This is a genomic window from Bradyrhizobium sp. 521_C7_N1_3 (genome assembly GCF_052075975.1).
GTDB classification, from domain to species: domain Bacteria; phylum Pseudomonadota; class Alphaproteobacteria; order Rhizobiales; family Xanthobacteraceae; genus Bradyrhizobium; species Bradyrhizobium japonicum.
Map to the genome: position 1 here is coordinate 1,175,398 of NZ_CP197232.1, position 18,351 is coordinate 1,193,748.

Annotated in this window: 23 protein-coding genes; 11 read left to right on the plus strand and 12 right to left on the minus strand. The window is 64.9% G+C overall.

Features of this window, described 5'->3' with window-relative positions:
• Positions 1-3: 3 nt before the first annotated feature.
• Positions 4-1,011: a zinc-dependent alcohol dehydrogenase family protein gene (locus tag AB7008_RS05450; protein ID WP_441258589.1), complete on the plus strand. Its 1,008-nt coding sequence runs from the start codon at positions 4-6 to the stop codon at positions 1,009-1,011.
• Here AB7008_RS05450 and AB7008_RS05455 read toward each other — a convergent pair.
• Positions 1,008-1,958 carry a helix-turn-helix domain-containing protein gene (locus tag AB7008_RS05455; RefSeq protein ID WP_441258590.1) on the minus strand — a complete coding sequence of 317 codons (951 nt, stop codon included), beginning with the start codon at positions 1,956-1,958 and terminating at the stop codon, positions 1,008-1,010. The two genes, AB7008_RS05450 and AB7008_RS05455, sit on opposite strands and share 4 nt — an antisense overlap.
• Before the next feature lie 150 nt (positions 1,959-2,108).
• Here AB7008_RS05455 and AB7008_RS05460 point away from each other — a divergent pair, with 150 nt between their 5' ends.
• The 4 genes from AB7008_RS05460 to AB7008_RS05475 all read left to right on the plus strand — a co-directional run bounded on the left by AB7008_RS05460 (position 2,109) and on the right by AB7008_RS05475 (position 5,489).
• Complete coding sequence (locus tag AB7008_RS05460) at positions 2,109-2,297, plus strand: hypothetical protein (protein WP_441258591.1); 189 nt, start codon at positions 2,109-2,111, stop codon at positions 2,295-2,297.
• 249 nt (positions 2,298-2,546) lie between these two features.
• Positions 2,547-3,350 carry an MBL fold metallo-hydrolase gene (locus AB7008_RS05465; RefSeq protein ID WP_441258592.1) on the plus strand — a complete coding sequence of 268 codons (804 nt, stop codon included), beginning with the start codon at positions 2,547-2,549 and terminating at the stop codon, positions 3,348-3,350.
• A 156-nt stretch (positions 3,351-3,506) separates the two neighbouring features.
• Positions 3,507-4,526 (plus strand): alpha/beta fold hydrolase, encoded by a 1,020-nt coding sequence (locus AB7008_RS05470; RefSeq protein WP_441258593.1) that lies wholly within the window; start codon positions 3,507-3,509, stop codon positions 4,524-4,526.
• Positions 4,527-4,541: 15 nt separating this feature from the next.
• The gene (locus AB7008_RS05475; RefSeq protein WP_441261189.1) at positions 4,542-5,489 is read left to right on the plus strand and encodes a fatty acid desaturase; all 948 of its coding nucleotides are present in this window, start codon (positions 4,542-4,544) and stop codon (positions 5,487-5,489) included.
• A 56-nt stretch (positions 5,490-5,545) separates the two neighbouring features.
• Here the strand turns inward: AB7008_RS05475 and AB7008_RS05480 are convergent, their stop codons facing one another.
• Together AB7008_RS05480 and AB7008_RS05485 are read right to left on the minus strand one after the other, a co-directional pair.
• Complete coding sequence (locus AB7008_RS05480; protein WP_014498305.1) at positions 5,546-5,779, minus strand: hypothetical protein; 234 nt, start codon at positions 5,777-5,779, stop codon at positions 5,546-5,548.
• A 138-nt stretch (positions 5,780-5,917) separates the two neighbouring features.
• Complete coding sequence (locus tag AB7008_RS05485) at positions 5,918-6,901, minus strand: helix-turn-helix transcriptional regulator (protein ID WP_441258594.1); 984 nt, start codon at positions 6,899-6,901, stop codon at positions 5,918-5,920.
• Between the two features lie 84 nt (positions 6,902-6,985).
• Here AB7008_RS05485 and AB7008_RS05490 point away from each other — a divergent pair, with 84 nt between their 5' ends.
• On the plus strand, positions 6,986-7,630 hold the full coding sequence (locus AB7008_RS05490) for a glutathione S-transferase family protein (RefSeq protein ID WP_441258595.1): 645 nt from the start codon (positions 6,986-6,988) through the stop codon (positions 7,628-7,630).
• Positions 7,631-7,647: 17 nt separating this feature from the next.
• Positions 7,648-8,082 carry a DUF6157 family protein gene (locus AB7008_RS05495; RefSeq protein WP_253574418.1) on the plus strand — a complete coding sequence of 145 codons (435 nt, stop codon included), beginning with the start codon at positions 7,648-7,650 and terminating at the stop codon, positions 8,080-8,082.
• On the opposite strand, the gene AB7008_RS05500 is transcribed toward AB7008_RS05495, so the two are convergent.
• From AB7008_RS05500 to AB7008_RS05515, 4 genes are all read right to left on the minus strand, one after another.
• Positions 8,083-8,868, minus strand: coding sequence for an enoyl-CoA hydratase/isomerase family protein (locus AB7008_RS05500; RefSeq protein WP_441258596.1), 786 nt, complete (start codon positions 8,866-8,868; stop codon positions 8,083-8,085). It lies immediately after the preceding gene.
• A gap of 12 nt (positions 8,869-8,880) precedes the next feature.
• Positions 8,881-9,990: a cyclic nucleotide-gated ion channel gene (locus AB7008_RS05505; protein ID WP_041956266.1), complete on the minus strand. Its 1,110-nt coding sequence runs from the start codon at positions 9,988-9,990 to the stop codon at positions 8,881-8,883.
• Between the two features lie 157 nt (positions 9,991-10,147).
• Positions 10,148-10,366 carry a hypothetical protein gene (locus AB7008_RS05510; protein WP_041956264.1) on the minus strand — a complete coding sequence of 73 codons (219 nt, stop codon included), beginning with the start codon at positions 10,364-10,366 and terminating at the stop codon, positions 10,148-10,150.
• A gap of 125 nt (positions 10,367-10,491) precedes the next feature.
• The gene (locus tag AB7008_RS05515) at positions 10,492-11,937 is read right to left on the minus strand and encodes a TAXI family TRAP transporter solute-binding subunit (protein WP_028157339.1); all 1,446 of its coding nucleotides are present in this window, start codon (positions 11,935-11,937) and stop codon (positions 10,492-10,494) included.
• 405 nt (positions 11,938-12,342) lie between these two features.
• Here AB7008_RS05515 and AB7008_RS05520 point away from each other — a divergent pair, with 405 nt between their 5' ends.
• On the plus strand, positions 12,343-12,690 hold the full coding sequence (locus AB7008_RS05520; RefSeq protein WP_441261190.1) for a DUF3307 domain-containing protein: 348 nt from the start codon (positions 12,343-12,345) through the stop codon (positions 12,688-12,690).
• Positions 12,691-13,066: 376 nt separating this feature from the next.
• A complete protein-coding gene (locus AB7008_RS05525) occupies positions 13,067-13,480 on the plus strand; it encodes a hypothetical protein (protein ID WP_014498296.1) in 414 nt (137 codons plus the stop codon).
• Here AB7008_RS05525 and AB7008_RS05530 read toward each other — a convergent pair.
• Both AB7008_RS05530 and AB7008_RS05535 read right to left on the minus strand, forming a co-directional pair.
• Complete coding sequence (locus AB7008_RS05530; RefSeq protein WP_041956257.1) at positions 13,477-13,800, minus strand: YkgJ family cysteine cluster protein; 324 nt, start codon at positions 13,798-13,800, stop codon at positions 13,477-13,479. The genes AB7008_RS05525 and AB7008_RS05530 overlap by 4 nt on opposite strands.
• Positions 13,801-13,805: 5 nt before the next feature.
• Positions 13,806-14,504 carry a helix-turn-helix transcriptional regulator gene (locus tag AB7008_RS05535; RefSeq protein ID WP_014498294.1) on the minus strand — a complete coding sequence of 233 codons (699 nt, stop codon included), beginning with the start codon at positions 14,502-14,504 and terminating at the stop codon, positions 13,806-13,808.
• Between the two features lie 113 nt (positions 14,505-14,617).
• Between AB7008_RS05535 and AB7008_RS05540 the strand changes: the two genes are divergently transcribed.
• Together AB7008_RS05540 and AB7008_RS05545 are read left to right on the plus strand one after the other, a co-directional pair.
• Positions 14,618-14,878: a hypothetical protein gene (locus AB7008_RS05540; protein ID WP_041956256.1), complete on the plus strand. Its 261-nt coding sequence runs from the start codon at positions 14,618-14,620 to the stop codon at positions 14,876-14,878.
• 68 nt (positions 14,879-14,946) lie between these two features.
• On the plus strand, positions 14,947-15,675 hold the full coding sequence (locus tag AB7008_RS05545; protein WP_441258597.1) for a glutathione S-transferase family protein: 729 nt from the start codon (positions 14,947-14,949) through the stop codon (positions 15,673-15,675).
• A 213-nt stretch (positions 15,676-15,888) separates the two neighbouring features.
• On the opposite strand, the gene AB7008_RS05550 is transcribed toward AB7008_RS05545, so the two are convergent.
• From AB7008_RS05550 to AB7008_RS05560, 3 genes are all read right to left on the minus strand, one after another.
• The gene (locus AB7008_RS05550) at positions 15,889-17,040 is read right to left on the minus strand and encodes an ABC transporter substrate-binding protein (protein ID WP_028157343.1); all 1,152 of its coding nucleotides are present in this window, start codon (positions 17,038-17,040) and stop codon (positions 15,889-15,891) included.
• 90 nt (positions 17,041-17,130) lie between these two features.
• A complete protein-coding gene (locus AB7008_RS05555) occupies positions 17,131-17,550 on the minus strand; it encodes an acyl-CoA thioesterase (protein WP_028157344.1) in 420 nt (139 codons plus the stop codon).
• Positions 17,551-17,575: 25 nt separating this feature from the next.
• Positions 17,576-18,337 carry an SDR family NAD(P)-dependent oxidoreductase gene (locus AB7008_RS05560; protein ID WP_028157345.1) on the minus strand — a complete coding sequence of 254 codons (762 nt, stop codon included), beginning with the start codon at positions 18,335-18,337 and terminating at the stop codon, positions 17,576-17,578.
• Between the last annotated feature and the right edge of the window lie 14 nt (positions 18,338-18,351).

Consider the following 18,351-nt stretch of genomic DNA (forward strand, 5'->3'; position numbering starts at 1 on the left):
GCCATGAAGGTCTGGCAGGTCGCGCGCGACTGGTCGATCGAGGGGTTGGAGCTGGCCGATCTGCCGGAACCGACGCCTGGCGTCGGCCAGGTCACGGTGCGGATGAAGGCGGCATCGCTCAACTACCGTGATCTGCTCACGGTGCAGGGCAAGGGCGGCATCTCACGATTGCCGCTGATCCCGTTCTCGGACGGTGCCGGCGAAGTCATCGCGGTCGGTGACGGCGTTGCCCGCGTCGCGGTTGGCGATCGCGTCTGTCCGATGTTCTTCCAGTCCTGGATCGACGGGAAGGTGTCGGCGACCAGCCGCCGCTATGCGCTCGGCGGTACGCGGCCGGGCGTGTTGCAGGAGGTGATGCTGCTCGATGCCGAGGGCGTCAGCCGCATTCCATCGCACCTCTCATTCGAGGAAGCGGCGACGCTGCCCTGCGCCGGCCTCACGGCGTGGCGCGCGCTGTTCGAAGAGGCCAGGGTGAAACCCGGTGACACCGTGCTGGTGCAGGGGACCGGCGGCGTGTCGATCTTCGCGCTGCAATTCGCAAAGCTCGCCGGCGCGAGCGTGATCGTGACGTCGTCGAGCGACGAGAAGCTCGAACGGGCCAAGGCGCTCGGCGCCGACCACACCATCAATTATCGTTCGGTGCCGGAATGGGGCAAGGCCGCGGCCGACTGGACCGGCGGCGGCGTCGATCACGTCGTCGAGGTCGGCGGCAAGGATACCTTTGCGCAGTCGCTCGAGGCTATCAGGGTCGGTGGCAACATACTGGTGATCGGCGTGCTCACCGGCTTCTCGCAGCAGATAGCGATTCCGAGCCTGTTCTCCAAGAACCTGCACGTCATCGGCCTGTCGGTCGGCAGCCGCCGTATGTTCGAGGGGATGACGGCCGCGATCGGCCGCAACGGCATGAAGCCGGTGATCGACCGTGCGTTCGGCTTCGATGCCGTGCCGGACGCGTTGCGGCTGATGCAGCAGGGCGGTCACTTCGGCAAGATCGTGGTTGAGTTTCCTTAGCCCATCTCGCCGGAGAGCTTCCTGACGTCGTCGGGCGTCCGTCCGAAGCGGCGGCGGAACGCGCGATGGAAGTAGGAAACGTCGTGAAAGCCGGCGAGGTGTGCGACCTCGATGATCTTGCGCGTGCGCAGGTTTGGATTTCGAAGCAGCCGCTCGGCGCGCAGCAGCCGCTGCTCCAGCACGAAGCCGCTGTAGGTGATGCCGGCCTGCTCGAACATCAACTGGATCGTGCGCGGGCTGATCCGGTGCGCGGCTGAAAGGACGGTGAGCGACAGCGCGGGGCTGTCGAGCTGCGCCAGGATGTCGGATTTGAGGGTTTCGAGACGCGCCGCCGCAAGGCCGCGCATGCGAGCCTGCTCGGCGACATCGCCGCGCGCTCCGATCATCAGCACGGAGAGGTCGAACAAATGCTGCGAGACCGCATCGAGCTCCGCGGGCGCGAGCTTGTCGGCATAAGCGTGCGCGAGATCATAATATCGCAGGAACATCGACGTGATCGGATTGGCGCCGGGGATCGACTGCGCGATCAGGTCCTCGGCATTCGGGCACGCGCGCAGCAGCGCCTTGCGCGGCAGCAGCGCGGTCTGGAAGTTGCCGTGAGTCGTCTGGGTGATCTGGGCGCCCTTGATCGAGGGGTCGCCGATCGTGACGTCGCCGGCGGCGACCTCCAGCGGACGTCGTCCCATGGCCCCGCTCAGCGCCGAATTCGGCGACATCGTGATCACCAATTCGTCGTTGGTCCCGAGCGATACGAAGGACATCGGCGTGCCGAACGAGGCCGAGAGCCGGAGGCGCGGAAGGATGGCCGGCGAAATGGTCCGGTGAACCCGTCCTTCCCCGATCGGAACGAAATCGACGTCCGCGACCTGGCGGCAGAACTGCTCGCGCCATCTTTCATAGGCCTGGCCATTCGGGTCGCCATCGAATGAGAGTTGAGGCTGGATCATCGATCGGGAAGGGCAGATTGGTTGGCGATTTACGGCAGGTTGTATCGTCAGGCCGGTGCGCCGCAACCGCAAAAGCGCCGGATTGCGTGATAAGTCACTCGCGATGACGCGCTGTGACCGCGACCTGGTGCCGCAGCCCGGTGTGCCGAGATGAAAAAGCGCGAGCGCCGGCACGAGCCGCGCCCGGTGCTTGAGCAGCATGGTGAACGCATCCGGCGCGCTGTCGGGGTCATCCTCCCTGCAGCCGCGCGATCGTCGATCGCCTTTGCGGGGATCATCAGCACGCAGGCGATCGCGATGGCGCCGAACGCGGCTGCCAGCACGAACACGGCGACATAGCCGAACTTGTAGCCGAGACAGCCCGACAGCGGCGGGGAGGGGAGCGCGATGCCATCGAGCGTTGAATGACGGCCGGCAGAAATGGTCTTGCACAAGCAGGGCTGACAAGACGGGCTCACATGACCGGCCAACTGGCGCCGGGGGGACCGGAAAGTAACATTTGCTAACCGGGTTGGTTCGTCCGCACTTGCGATGGGAGGGCTACGGCGTCATCTCGTGGGTGTCCCCTCCTTCTTCTGGATCATGGCCATGCCTCTCTGGACCTGCGAAACCTGCGGCGCCCAATTTCCTGAAAGCGACAAACCGCCCGCATCCTGTCCGATCTGCGAGGACGAGCGGCAGTTCGTGAACTGGAAGGGCCAAACCTTCCTCACAGGCGAAGCGTTGGCGGAACGGCACCGCCTTGCGTGGCGGGATGATCTCGACCTCAGCGGCATCGGGTCCGAGCCGAGCTTCGCCATCGGCCAGCGCGCGCTGTTGGTGCCGCTCGGTGACGGCTGTCTAATGTGGGACTGCGTCCCGCTAGCGACGTCGGAAGCTGTCGCGCATGTGCGCTCGCTCGGCGGGCTGAAGGCGATCGCGATCTCGCATCCACACTACTATGGCGCGGTTGCCGACTGGAGCGAGGCGTTCGCCGGTGCGCCGGTCTATCTGCATGCCGATGACCGCCAATGGGTGACGCGGCCGCATCCCGCCATCGTGCACTGGACCGGCGATCAGCATCGCATCTCCGACGATGTGCTGCTGCTGCGCACCGGCGGTCATTTCGCCGGCGCCACCATGCTGCACCATTCGCGCGGTGCGGAGGGCAAGGGCGCGCTGCTCACCGGCGACATCGCACAGGTGACGATGGACCGCCGCTTCGTCAGCTTCATGTACTCCTATCCGAACTACATGCCGCTCAACGCCGCCGCGGTGCGGCGGATCGCGGCCGCTCTGGAGCCGCTCGCCTTTGACCGCATCTACGGCGCCTGGTGGGGCCGCAACATCGCCTCCGGCGCCAAGGCCGCATTCGCAGCGTCCGTGCAGCGATACATCGCGGCCATCGCCTGACGCGCGACGACCAAAACCCCTTGTCCTGACCTAATAACTGTACTATAAGTACAGATATTAAGTGCGGGCGCAACGATGCGTTGCCGGTCCGGCACGAACGATGCATCGTTGTCTCGGCGGCCGCATGCTGCGGCCGCGTGAGCGGGAGTTGGACGCATGACCGGGCAGCGCGACTACGAGATCTTCGAGGCCGGCGACGTCACGCTTCAGTCCGGCGCCGTCTTCCCCGCGATGAAGCTCGCCTACAAGACCTACGGCACCCTCAGCCCCGCCAGGGACAACGTTATCCTCTACCCGACCTCGTTCAGTGCCCAACACTACGACACGGAATGGCTGATCGGGCCCGATGGCGTGCTCGACCCTACGCGCTACTTCATCATCATCCCGAACCTGTTCGGCAACGGCCTGTCGTCCTCGCCGTCGAATTCCGGCGAGGCGCCATTCCCGCAAATCACCTATCACGACGCCATCGCGATCCAGCACCGGCTGCTGACCGAGCGCTTCGGCATCACAAAACTCGCGCTGGTCTATGGCTGGTCGATGGGCGGCATGCAGACCTATCACTGGGCGGCGCTGCATCCCGACATGGTCGCGCGGGCCGCGGTGGTCTGCGGCAGTGCGCGATGTGCGCCCTATAATTACGTCTTCCTCGAAAGCGTGAAGGCCGCGCTGACCGGTGATCCCGCCTTCCGCGACGGCCGCTTCGTCGAGAAGCCCGTTGCCGGCTATCGCGCCATGGGACGCGTCTATGCCGGCTGGGCGATGTCGCACGGCTTTTACCGCGACGAGCTGTGGCGCGAGGCGGGCTTCACCTCGCTCGAGGATTATCTCGTCCGGAACTGGGACGCGACCTTTGCCCGGCGCGACGCCAATGATCTCCTCGCGCAAGCCGGGATCTGGCAGCGCGGTGACATCAGTCGTTGCGCGTCATTCGATGGCGACCTCGGTCGGGCGCTGGCCGCGATCAAGGCGCATATGCTGCTGATGCCGGGTGCGACCGACCGCTATTTCGACGCCCGCGACAACGAGGACGAGCTCGGCAGGCTGATCAACGCAAAATCGGCGGTGCTGCATCCGATCCCGTCGCTGCACGGCCATCGCGCCGGCAACCCCCTCAACAATCCGCGCGACCAGGCCTTCCTCAAGGCCGAGGTCGCAGAGCTTCTCAGCAAGTAGGACGAGCCTTCGATGATGACTGACGCGACCGTTTCAGAGTCCGGCCATCGCCTGAAGCCGCTGAGCCCGGCCATGCTGCGTGAATTGTCGGTGCGCTCCAATCTCAAGGGGGCCGCGAAAAGTCTCAGCCATTACGGCCTGATCGTGCTGGTCGGTGTGCTGGTCTGGAAGGTCTCTTCAGTCTGGGGCGTGTTATGGGCGCTGCCGCTGATGGCGGTGCAGGGCTATTTCGTCGCCTTCCTGTTCATGGCGCTGCACGAGACCGCGCACAAGACCGCGTTCAGGAGCCGCGGCCTCAACCTTGCGGTCGGCTATCCCTCGGCCTTCATCATCGGACAACCTTACGAATATTACTGCCTGTTTCACTGGGACCATCACCGCTACACCCAGGATCCGGACAAGGACCCGGAGCTGATTGTCGGCGTGAAGCCGAAATCCGACACGCAGCTCGCGCTCGCCTATAGCGGCCTGCTTCAGGTCGCCGGCCGCCTCCGGTTGATGCTCGGCCACGCCGTCACCGGCAAGGTCACCGTGCCCTGGATTCCCGAAAACAAGCGCGCCACCATCGTGCGCGAGGCGCGCGCCTATGCCGGGCTCTATGCGTTGCTGCTCGCGCTCTCGCTGTGGTTTTCCTCAGCGCTGCTGCTCTGGGTCTGGATCGTCCCGCTGATGATCGGGCAGTCCTTCCTGCGGCCCTATCTCTATGCCGAGCACACCGGTTGCGACCGCATCCGCAGCGCCTTCCAGAACACGCGCACCACCTACACCAGCGCGATCGTCAAATGGTTCGCATGGAACATGCCCTACCATGTCGAGCACCACGCCTATCCCTCGATCCCGTTTCACGCGCTGCCGAAGCTGAACGAGATCGTCGACGACGAGATAGTCTATCGCGGCCGCGGCTACATCAGGACGACGCGCGAGACCTGGGCCTGGTTCCGCCGGCATCGGCAGATTGGTTAACCCAATGCAAAGCTCCGGCCGCACTGCGGCCGGAGCTTTGTCGAGGACGTCAGATATCAGTAGATCCCGTAGGCGCAGACATTCACGACGCGGACGCGCAGGCCATGGCGGGTCCGGACGACGCGCTCCTGGTAGCAGTTGCTGACGCCGGTGTTGACGTAGACGCCGCCGAAGCCCCAGCCGGGACCCCAGTGATGATGGAAGCCGTGGGCCGAAGCCGCGGTGGGCGCGAGAGCGGCAGCACCGAGCGAACCAGCAGCGATCAGACCAAGAGCAAGCTTACGAAACATTTTCATTCTCCAGTGTGGCGCTAAGGCCGTTGTTGTGTCCCTGCTTCTCCGTCGGGCTGAGACGCGAACGCGTTCAGGGCGCGAGGCAGGAATCGTGTTTCAGGAATGTTTCGTGGCATTCGGCGAAATGCGCCGCTGTCAGGCTTTTTGCGCCGCTGCGCGATAGCGCGCAGCCATCGCCTGCGTCATCTCCGCCATCTTCTCGCGGAGATCGGCGGGCTCCAGCACTTCGGCCTCGGACCCCAGCCGCAACAATTCGGCCGCGGCGTGCCATGACGTCTTGCCGGTCGGCACGCGCGCGATGCGCCAGCCGTCCGCATCGATGGTCTCTTCAAGCTGCGTGCGCGCCTTGACGTAAGGCTGGCTCAGCGCGTCGAGCAGTTTGACGCCGAGCGGCGACAGCCGCACGATCGCGACATTGGGATGCATCTCGGCTTCGAGGCGAAGCGTCGCTGCCTGCCAATAGGCGGCGAGATCGAACGCGGCGGGACGATCGAAGCGGTCGTCGAGCGCGGTGCAGTCCAGCACGCGCGCGACACGATAGGTGCGCACGCTGCCGTCGACTTGGCCTGCGAGATACCAGCTGCCGCCCTTCAGCACGAGCCCGAGCGGCGCGACGCGGCGCTGCTTCTCCGCGCGCCAGCTCTGGTAGCGAATCTTGATCAGCGTCCCGCGCAGAGCCGCGCCGGCGATGGAGCGAAGATGTTTGGGTTCTTCCGTCTCGCCGAACCAGCCGGGTGCGTCGAGGTGAAAACGCTCCTGCATCCGCCCGGCGTCTTCGCGAAGGTTGGCAGGAAGTGCCGCCATCAGCTTGTTCTGCGCGGCGATCATCGCCGCGTCCAGCCCGAGGGCCGCGGCCGGCCCCGGCAGTCCCGCAAGGAACAGGGCCTCCGCCTCGTTCTGCGACAGGCCGTTCAAACGCACGCGATAACCGTCGAGCAGGCGATAGCCACCCTCCGCGCCACGGTCGGCGTAGACAGGGACGCCGGACGCCGCGAGCGCGTCGATGTCGCGATAGATCGTGCGCACCGACACCTCGCAGGCTTCCGCGAGCTCGGGCGCAGTGACCTGCCCCCTGGCCTGGAGGGTGGTGAGGATCGACAACATTCTGCTCGCGCGCATGATCCCTTAAACCATACCTGACACAGGATGTCAGGTATGGTCCGCTACAAGCGCCATCGCCAGCCGGCCAGATGGAGACGTGTTATGACCGATCAAAACCGCATCACCCTGTATTATTCGCCGCAAAGCCGCGCCACCGGCACGCGGGTGCTGCTGGAGGAGCTGGGCGCGCCCTACGATCTCCACGTCCTCAACATGAAGGCCGGCGAGCAGCGCCAGGGCGCCTATCTCGCCATCAATCCGCTCGGCAAGGTGCCGGCGGTCCGCCACGGCGAGGCGCTGGTGACCGAGCAGGTCGCGATCACCATCTATCTCGCCGATCTGTTTCCGCAGGCGGGGCTGACGCCCGCGCTGAACGACCCGCTGCGCGGTCCGTACCTGCGCTGGATCGCCTATTACGGCGCATCGTTCGAGCCGGCCCTGATCGACAAGTTCATGCAGCGCGAGCCGGCGCCGATCATGCAGTCGCCCTACGCCGATTACGACACCATGCTGGGCGCGCTCGAGACGCAATTGTCGAAGGGGCCGTATCTGCTCGGCGAGCGCATGACGGCCGCGGATATCTTGTGGGGTGTCGCGTTCAGCTGGACGATGATGTTCGGTATCGTGCCGAAGAAAGACGTATTCGTTCGCTATGCCGAACGCATGACCTCGCGGCGTGCGTTCCAGCGGATCAATGCCGCCGACGATGAGATGGCGGCGCAGCATGCCGCGGCTGCAGGTGGTTGAATGATCCAGGGTTGCAGATGACAAAGTCGATCCACACGACCAACTGCTTCAACACCTTCATCCGGGTGGCTGAAGACTGTCCCGCGCATACCGGCGAGGAGCCGCCGCTGCGCGCGGGAAAGCCGACGGTGGCGTGCCTGCAATACGAGATGATCGCCAAGGCACCCTACAAGCACACGTCCGACGACGTGATCTTCGCGACGTCTGCGCCGGGACGCGAGCTCGATGCGAAGGCGACGAAGACGGAGAAGCGTGCGGCCCGTGAAGCGTTCTTCTCCCGGGGGCAGGCGTGCATGAGGGCGTCGAGCCTGGGCAAGCGCTTCGGCTGGGGCGTTCATGCCGACAGTGAGGGCCGGATCGCGATTTACGCCGTCGACAGCAAACGCTACCAGGCGCTCGTCCGCGATCCAAAGCTCACGCAGGTGCGCGCGATGCGGTCGCAGCGGGCGTGATCAGAATTTTGGCGGCCGTTTTTCAGCGAACGCCTTGATGCCTTCCTTGATCTCGTGGCCGCGCATGCTGTCGCGGTGGCGCTGATCGGCGGCCGCTTCGTCCAATTCGCCACGGGCGAATTCGTTGATGGCGCGCTTCATGCCGGCCATTGCCTGCGGCGCGTTGCCGGCGAGGATGTTGGCGAGCTTGTCGACCTCCTCGTCGAGGAATTCCACCGGCACCATCGCGGTGAGATAGCCGATCCGCAGCATCTCCGGCGCGCTGATCTTCTGCGCGGTGAGGAACAGCTTCTTCGCATTGTCGACGCCGAGCCGCGTCACGTAACGCTTGATGCCGCTTCTGTAGTAGTGCAGCCCGAGCCGCGCCGCCGGCATGAACATCTCGGCGGTGTCGACGCCGATGCGGAAATCGCAGGCGAGCGCGAGGTCGGTCGACCCGCCATAGACGCCGCCATTGAGCCGGCAGATCGTCGGCACGCCGAGATCCTCCAGCCGGTTGACGACGACCTCGAACGCCGAGCCCGCGCTCTGCTGCTCGTTGGCGCTGACCGCGCGCTCGGCAACCGAGTTGAGGTCATAGCCGGCCGAGAAGGCCCGCCCCGTGCCGGTCAGCACCAGCACGCGGATATCAGGATCGGCCTCGATCCGGTCGAAAAGCCTGACCAACTCGCCGAGATCCTCGGCCTGGAGCCGGTTGAGATGTTTGGGCCGGTTGAGGCGGATGGTGGCGCGTGCGCCGTCACGTTCGAGCACGGGGCCTGAGGTTGCGTCGGCTGTGTCCGACATTCTTGTCTCCATTTATTTGTTTTCGAGTGTGCGGCGCTTGGCTTCCGCATCGATGGTCTCGGCGAGATCGGGATGCCGCGCCATCAGCACGCGGAAGTCGACGAGGTCGAGCACCAGCAGCCGCGACACCTTCGTGGTCGAGACGTTGGCGCCGCGCTTGTTGTTGCCGAGCAGCGCCATCTCGCCGAAGAACGCGCCCTCGCCGAGCTGGACCTTCTTGCCGGGCAGGTCGACCTCGACCTCGCCGGCTGCGATGAAATACATGCAGTCGCCCTGCGCGCCCTTGCGGATGATCATGGTGCGCGCCGGCAGCTCCATGGTGCGCAGCATGTGGGTGACGTCGGCGATGGCCGACGGCCCGAGCGCCGCGAAGAACGGCACCTTGCTGACGGATTCCCAGGTCTTGAGGAAATTGTCGCGCCTTGTCTCGGCGGCAAAGCCGGTCGCCAGGATACCGGTCCACAGCCCGAACACGCCGAGGCCGGAGATCATCACCATTGCCGCCACCATGCGCCCCAGCGGCGTCACCGGCACGACGTCACCGTAGCCCGTCGTCGTCAGCGTGACGACAGCCCACCACAGCGCGGCGGGGACGCTGCCGAAAGTCTGCGGCTGCACGTCCCGCTCCAGGAAATATTCGGCGACGGAAGCGAGGAACACCACCATCAGGAATATCACGAGCACGCTGACCAGCGGCCCCGATTCCAGCACCAGCACCCGGCGCAGCTGCCGCAGGCCCGGAATGCCCGGCACCACCTTCAACACCCAGAGCACGCTGAGCAGCCAGGCCGTCTTCGGCTCGATGCCGATCAGGAGCGCGACCGGCACGGCCAGCGCCCCCAGAGCATCGACCACTCCGGCAGAGGAGGTCATGTAGAGCGACAGGCGCCCCGTTTGTGCCATGTGGCGCAGCCGGACCACCCATTCGAACACGAAATAGACGAGGCAGGCCCATAGCAGGGCGTCGACCCAGCGGTGCAACGTCTCATAGGCCGGGTTGACCGTCAGCAGCACCATGCTGAGTACGCCGAGCCCGACCGCCACATAGGCTGCCTTGGTCATGTTGCGGCCGGCCGTGGCGGCCACGAACTGGGCCAGTGCGGGGATCAGCGGCTTGGACATGCGGGAAGGCGGGCTCGGTCGTGTCTCTCTAGGTCCCGGCTGGGACGCCGCCGCCAAAGTGCCCGCCCGGGCAGGAGCCGTCAACGACGGGCAGGGGACTGCCCGCAGCATCGTCGGACGGTTGTGGAAAGCCCGGTGCCCTGGTGGGCTCGAGGCGCTATCTGAAATGCGGCGGCTCGTCGTAGCCGCGGCGACTGCTGAAAAAAAGCAGCATCATCAGGCCGACGCCGACGGCGATGGCGAAACCCGCTCCCAGCGCCAATGCCACATAGCCTTCCGTCGGGATCGGCTCACCCTCGATCGCCATTGCGGAATAGGCGAAATATCCAGCCGCCACCAGCATGCCCAGAAGGATAATGACGAGGAGTGGACGCATCGCGCGTGCTCCGGTTGTATCCGGGAGCAAACGGGTTGCGGACGGGGGACGGTTCCCGAATTCAGCCCCGGGATCCCCGGGAAATGCCGGCAAGGCGCCGCTGCGAGATCCGTCAAATCGATAGGTCAGGCACTCTGAGCTGTCTTCACCACGACGATCTTGCTCTCGTCCTGCTGGGGAGGGGCCGTATCCTGGGCGATCTTGTCGGCCTCGCCGCAGTGGCGTTTGAGATAGTCGCGGCGCATGCCGATCTCGTCGCGGACGAACTCGTAGCCGAGCTTGAAGGTGTCGAGCCCGTCGGTACTGATCGTGCCGTCTCTGAGACCTATGACGGCGCCGCGCAAAATGCCTTCCAGCTCGTCCTGGAGACATTCGAGCTGGTCCAGCGAATGCGCGTGCTCGATGCGTTCGCCGACGTCGAGGACGGCGGTGGAAAGCTCGCCGGCCTTCTCCGGCGCGATCCGGGTGATCTTGGCGTAGATCGCTGCGAAGATCGAGCCGATCACGCTGAGCGCGGCGGCGCCCAGATACATCAGGTCGCTGTACTTATCCATGAACGACTTGGTGTCGTCGTTGATGTAGTCGGCCGCTCCCTGATGCGCCATCACGTAGGCATCCTTCTCGACGGAGGCCGGCTCGATTCGGCTGGCGAAGCCGTTGTCGAGCCCGAGCGCGGACTTGTTCTCATAGACGACGCGCGCGAGCTCGCCCGCCGTGCCCGCCGACATCCTGGATTGCGTGACCAGCAGCCATTCGAGCCCGATCGTGTCGAGGTCGTCGTCGGGAATTTCCGGCGACGCAGACAGCGTGCCCGCAGTAAGCGTCTCGCTGGAAATGCCGGGAATCCTGCGTGCCAGCGCCTTGGCCTCGTCGATCGCGTTCAGCGTGAAGCCGCCGCGCCTGGCGACCTGCTCATAGGCCTTGTCCCGCACCGCTCTGGAGGCATGGACGATGGCGATCACCGCGCCAAAGCCGCTCGCCGGTGCGAACAGCTTGTCGAGCGTTGCACCCTGCGGCGCCATCTGGATCTTCGCGGCATCCGGACCGTCGGGGATGTCGAGGATGCTGCGTACGAACGCAAGCGAGGATTCGTTCTCGGCGACGACGGCGACTTTCTTCTTCTTGAGTTCGGCGAGCGATTTGATTTTCTTGTTGCCGGGACCGAGCAGGAGCACCAGATCGTGCTCGAGGATCGCGAGCGTGCGCGCCCGCAGCGGCACCTTGGTGTCGGTGCGAAGGACGGCGAGGTCGGCCTGCTTGCGGTCGAACTGTGCCAGCGCCTTGGCATTGTCTGCGTTGTTGACGATCTTGATCCGGAAGCGCGAGGCGTTGTTCTTCAGCAAGGTGGCGAGCTTGGCGGCGAACAGCGCTTCGTCGCTGTTGGGCGGGCCAACGGCAAAGGTCAGCGTCTCCGAATTGTGCAGCATGGCGCGGCCGCCCCAGACGGTAGCGAGCGACAGCAGCAGGGTCAGCACGACGTAGAGAAGGACCTGCTGCTGATTGGTCTTGATTACCTTGGGGCGCCGCGGTGGCGGTTCGGTCGGTGACGAGGTCGGGCCTTCAGTACTCATGGCAGCACTCCGGCCCTATTTCTGAGTGGCGGACGGCTCGCGGATGCGATCGCGGCAGGCGCCCTGCAATTCCTAAACGTCTGAAAAAAGAACGAAATTTCTCTGCCGACGATGATAACGTGCCGATGCCGGAATGCAAATTTCGAGCCGGAGGTAACCTTACTCGATCTGGCCGCGGCGGTTGGTCATCCTATCACCAGTTAGCCACAGTTGGCGATTTTCCAGTTCCCCCCGGCTGCATTCCGTCGCGGGAGATGTCATAAATCACACGTCCCGGCGATTTGACCGGTCCAAAAAAGAAGTTGCGCTGAACGCTCCGATCTTTCTTGTCACGTCAATGAGGGCGTCAGCTTGTCGTTTCCACCCATGTCATCGGCGGTTCCGGTCGAAGCGCTCATTGGCTGGATGTTGCTGCTCACCTTCAAGCACATCATCGCCGATTTCGTGCTCCAGACCGCCTGGATGGCGCACGGCAAGGACCAGAAGCACGGCTGGGCTTTGCCGCTTCTGGTGCATTGCCTGATTCACCTCGCGGTTGCGCTGCCGCTGATCCTGTTGGTGGCGCCGCGGTTCTGGTTCGTCGCGTTCATCGACTTCGCGATCCATATCACCATCGACCGCGCCAAGGGGTTAGTCTCCGCCAATTTCGGTGTCGACCTGGCGCATCCCTGGTTCTGGACCCTGATCGGCGTCGACCAGGCCCTGCATCATTTGACCGGTTTCGGCCTTTCCATCTTCATGGCCGCGAACTGACGCCGGCGGCCTGCGGATAGTCGTCGATCGGCATTCATAAGAGGTCGTCATGCCCGGGCTTGTCCCGCCTGCGCGGCCGAAGCCGCTTCGGCGAGGCGAAGGCCCGGGCATCCACGTTCTTCGTGCCGCGTGGCCAGCCGTCATGGCCGGGACAAAGGCGAGCGGAAGCGACGCCGTCCTTCGGACGGCTATGCCCGGCCATGACGCCGTGGAGGTACTGGCGCCCGACTTATCGGCTGAGATGCGATGGCTCCGGCCCCAGACGGCGCCTCCGATTCGCGACCGGGGCGCAAGGACCCCGGGTGACTACCGGGCGGCGTGGTTAACCTTTCATTAGAGAATTGCGCTGCATCTTCCGCATCGAGGGAGAACTGCAATGTTTTCAAGCCGCGACGCCTATGAAAGCGATTTCTGCCCGGTCCGCGACGAACTCCTTGGCGAGATGTATCGCGCCAGCGAGAGTGGCCTGCCGAGGCTGGTTGAGAGTGTTTCCCCTGACGCGCGCGCCAGGCTGGCGCTGTTCTGCTATCGCCGCAGCCATCTGCACTCGCTGGCGGTCGCGATCGCAGCCAGCTGCAGCGAGCGTGACCTGATCGACAACGGCGGCCGCGTCGGCTCGACGCTGTACGCGCTGTCGCGCGAAAGCACGGTCAAATCGTCGCCGTCGCTGTCGGGGGGCCGCAAGCCGATCACGCTGTCGACCAAGCCGCTCTCGGTGCTTGCACCGCTTGAGGACGGGTTCGACGACGAGGTCAGCGAAGCCGTTCCAGCTGTAGCCGTACCAGCCTAAGCGGCCTCGATTAGCGGCAGTCCGAATTTCCGCCGCGCCATCGCGCATTCGGCGTCTCCCGGCATGCAGGTGCGGCACACCTCCGGCCGCACCTCGTAAATGCCGCAGGCCGTCTGCTTTCCGATTTCCCCCCGCAACGCCGAACAGCGATCGCCCTCGCAGCGCATGCCGGATTGGCGCGCGTTGACGAGCGTCTCGGGGATTGCGGCAAGCTCCTCGTCGCTCTCGATCGAGAAGCGCGGCCAGTTCTCCGAATAGCCACAGCAGGCGCCGCAGCTCTGGCACCAGCTCGACAGGTCGACGGGGGAGATCTCTTCCATCGCGCTCACGTGTCCTTTGGCGGGCCCCAGACCAGGCTCTGCCGCCATCTTGCGCGCAGCACGTCGCGCCGCTCCGGATATTTATCGTCGAGATAGCTCGCATCCACGACGCGGTCGGTGCGGAAGCTGCGGAAGTCGCCGCGCAGCTCGCACCAGGCCGCAAGCAGGCGCACGGCTTCGAGATAGCCGACCGAGATCGGCCAGATCATGCGCTCGCTGGGGCGACCCTGCTCGTCGCGATAGCGCAGCATGATCTTCTTGCCTTCGTGGATCTGGGTGCGCGTGCGCGCCATGTCGAGGCGATCAGGCTCCCTGTTCCAGCTCGGCCGCGCGCGGCTTGCCGGCTCCAGCACGAAGGGACGCAAGCGCTCAGGCACGGTGTCGGCGATCTTGGCCATCAAATCTTCGGCCGCGCGTGCCAGCGCGGAATCGGCATGGCCCGCGACCCATTGCGCGCCCAGCACCGCCGCCTCGATCTCGTCGGGTGTCAGCATCAAGGGCGGCAGGTCGAAACCCTTCTCCAGGATGTAGCCCATGCCGGCTTCGCCGCGGATCGGCACGCGCTGGCCGATCAAGGTTGCGATGTCGCGATAGATGGTGCGCTTCGAGGTCTCGAGCTCGGCCGCGATCGCGTCCGCGGTCAGCGGCTTACGCGTGCGCCTCAGCACCTGGATGATCTGAAACAGCCGGTCGGCGCGTCTCATGGCGATTCTCTCATCGGGGGACGGATCAGAAAACGGCGCGCTGCTGCTGACAGGATGTTGGCAGCAGGGGGTGTCTATACCGGGACAACACATCGACTGAAGGGATTTTGTCCATGATCATTCCAACCCATTTCGGCCCGGCGATTCCGATGTTGCGGGCACAGGTCTGGTCCGCCTGGGCGCTCGGCCGCCTCGTTTCGCTCGATCTCATGGCCGTCGACCTCCGATTTGCTCTCGCAGGCGTGATGGCACGCCTGCTGACCCAGGCTGCGGACGCGCTGGCCCGCCATGTCATGGCCCGCGCCTGGCGGGGGGCCCGGTTCGCAGAAGATATCACGGCTGCTGCCACCATGGTGGCAGCAGCCGGTCACTAGGTTCCCTCAAAGTTTCGCAAGTCCAAATTTCGCAAGCCCCAATTTCGCAGGTCCAGGAGAGAGTTCGCATGATCACGCTTTATGGCTTTGGCGCCGGCTTCGGCCTGCCGGAAATCAGCCCCTTCGTCACCAAGACCGAGGTGCAGCTCAAGATGGCGGGACTGCCCTACCGGAAGGAGCGGGCGATGCCGCCGGCCTCGCCCAAGGGGCAGCTGCCGTTCATCGACGACGGCGGCGAGGCGGTGGCCGATTCCACCTTCATCCGCGCCCATATCGAGCGCCGCTATGGCTTCGATTTCGACGCCGGGCTGTCGCTGGCCGAGCGGGCGCAGGCCTGGGCGTTCGAGCGCATGATCGAGCATCACGTCTACTGGGCGCTGGTCGGGGCGCGCTGGGTCGATCCGGTCAACTTCGCCAAGGGGCCCGCGCATTTCTTCGACGGCGCGCCGGAGCACAATCGCGAAAAGTTGCGCGAGGATGCGCAATTCCGTGTCGCCGAGAACTATCTGCTCTCCGGCCTCGGCCGCCACGCGCCCGATGACGACGTCGATCTCGCGGTGCGTTCGCTGTTCGCGCTCTCGGTCCAGCTCGGCGACAAGGCCTACCTGATGGGCAACAAGCCCTGCGGCGTCGATGCCACCGCCTTCGGCGCGCTCGCCGGAATCCTGACGCCCTTCTTCGAATCCGGCCTGCGTCAGCGCGCCGAGGGATTTGCGAACCTCACCGCCTATGTCGACCGCATGATGGACGATTATTATACGGAATTCGCCTGGACCCCGCTGCGGCAGGCGGCTTGAGGCGCTCACAAGACCGTAGTCTCGAGGCGCTGAACTCTCCACACCGTCATGGCCGGGCTTGTCCCGGCCATCCACGCCTTGCCGCGCGAAGAACCTGGATGCCCGGGACAGGCCCGGGCATGACGACCTCGGTAGGCAATTCGCCCCAAAAGAAAAACAAAAGAGCCGGCCCCACCAGGCCGGCTCTCGTCGTCTCGAAACTTTCGCCGCGCCTTACCTCACGAGCGTGTACTTGCCGTTCTTCACCGTGAGCAGGATGCGTGAGCGCTCATCGAGGCCGTAGCGGTCCTTTTCGGTGAAGTTGTAGACGCCCTGGCTCGCTGCCAGCTCCTTCTCCGACAGCAGCGCCTGGCGGATCGCTTCGCGGAATTCAGGCGTGCCGGGCTTCGCCGTCTTCAGCGCCGTCGGAATGATGCGCTTGAGGATCTCGAACGCATCATAGGAATGACCGGCGAACTGGCTGCGGCTGTTCGGGCCGTACTTGGCCTCATAGGCGGTGTTGAGCGCGAGGCCCGGCTTCTTGGTGGCGGCCTCGTCCGGCTGGTCCTCGGGGTCCATGACGGGACCGGAAGCCATCAGCACGCCTTCCGCCGCTTTGCCGGCGATGCGGATGAAGTCCATGCTGGCGGCGCCATGGGTCTGGTAGATCAGGCCCTGATAGCCGCGTTCGCGCAGCTCGGTCTGCGGCAGCGCGGCTGCGGTGCCGGAAGCGCCGACCAGGATCGCATCGGGATTGGCGGCGACGAGCTTCAGCACCTGTCCGGTCACCGACGTATCGGGACGGGCGAAGCGCTCCTCGTCGGCGATGGTCATGCCCATCGGCCCGGTCTGGGCCTTCAGATCGTTGAACCAGAGGTCGCCATAGGAGTCGGAATAGCCGATATAGCCGATCGTCTTTACGCCCTTCGACTTCATGTGGTCGTACAGCACCTTGCCCACGATCGGAATCGGCTGCGGCATCGCCACCGACCACTTCATGCGCTCAGGCGTGATCGGGAACGGCGCCAGGCCGAAATGCGGAATGCCGGCCTCGTTGGCGACGTTGGAGACCGCGATGGTCGGCGGCGTCAGCGCCGAGCCCATGATGATGTCGGCCTTGGATTCGGTCACGAAGCGGCGGGCGTTGGTGGTTGCCGTGGTGGGATCGCCGCCGTCGTCGAGCACGATCACCTTCAGCGGCACGCCGCCGATCTCCTTCGGCACGAATTCCAGCGCGTTGCGCTCGGGAATGCCGAGCGCCGCGCCCGGGCCGGTCGTGGTGGTGGTGATGCCGATGGTGATTTCGCTGGTCTGGGCCAGCGCAGGCAGAGCCGGCAGGGCAAGCGTCGCAGCAGCGATGGCGGCGGTCAGGTAAAAGCGTTTCATCTATTCCTCCCTTGACGTGTTTCTTTGAAAGCAGAAATCGGGGGGTAATTCAGCCCCCTCTTTTGGCGATGCGGCGATTTAGCTCCAGACCTAATTCCCCGTGAATTTGGCGACCATTTCCGCCGGAAACGGTGCCGATTTCAGCTTCTCGGGGTTAACGGGATCGCGGCCGACCAGGACGCGGGTCTCAAAACCCTCGATCGCCAGTGCCTCGCCCTTGTAGACGTTGTGCTTCACCTCGAAGCTCGAACGCTTGATGCTCTCGATCTTCGTTTCGATGGTGATCCAGTCGCCATAGGTCGAAGGGATGTAGAACTTGGACCGCGTGTCGACCATGGGGATACCCACCAGGCCGTATTTGCGGACCAAGTCCTGCTTGGAGAATCCGGCGACCTCGAACAGGGTCGACGTCGAATCGTCGAACATCGCGAAATAGCGCGGGTAATAGACGATGTTGGCGGGGTCGCAGTCGCCCCACTGGATCTGGACGTCGCGCCGGTTCACGAACATGCGATGGCCCTGCTTTCGTTGCGCCTTACTTCGGCGCCATGCGCAGCGAGCCGTCGAGGCGCACCACTTCGCCATTCAGGTACGAATTCTCGACCATGTGCAGCGCGAGCGCGGCGAACTCGTCGGCATGGCCGAGCCGGCGCGGGAACGGGATCGCGGCCGCGAGCGAGTCCTGGGCTTCCTGCGGCAGGTTGGCCAGCAGCGGCGTCAGGAACAGGCCGGGCGCGATCGTCAGCACGCGGACGCCGAACTGCGCGAGCTCGCGCGCAATCGGCAGCGTCATGCCGACGATGCCGCCCTTGGAGGCCGAATAGGCCGACTGGCCGATCTGGCCGTCATAGGCGGCAACGGACGCCGTATTGATGATGACGCCGCGCTCGCCGGTCGCCTGCGGCTCGAGCTTGGACATCTCGGTTGCGGCGAGGCGCAGCATGTTGAAGGTGCCGATGAGGTTGACCTTGATCACCTTGTCGAAATCGGCAAGCGCCATCGGCCCGTCGCGGCCGACCACGCGCTTGGCGACGCCGATGCCGGCGCAGTTCACCAGCACGCGCGCGGGTCCATGCGCCTTGGTCGCCTGCGCGATCGCGGCCTCAGCCGAGGCGGCATCGGAGACGTCGCAGGTCACGGCGACGCCCTTGAGCTCGGCGGCGACGGTCTCCGCAAGCTTGGCATTGAGGTCGAACACCGCGACCTTGGCGCCCTGCGCCGCCAGCTTTCGCGCGGTCGCCGCGCCCAGTCCCGATGCACCGCCGGTAACGATGACTGCCTGATCCTTCAACAACATGGCGTTCTCCTGTA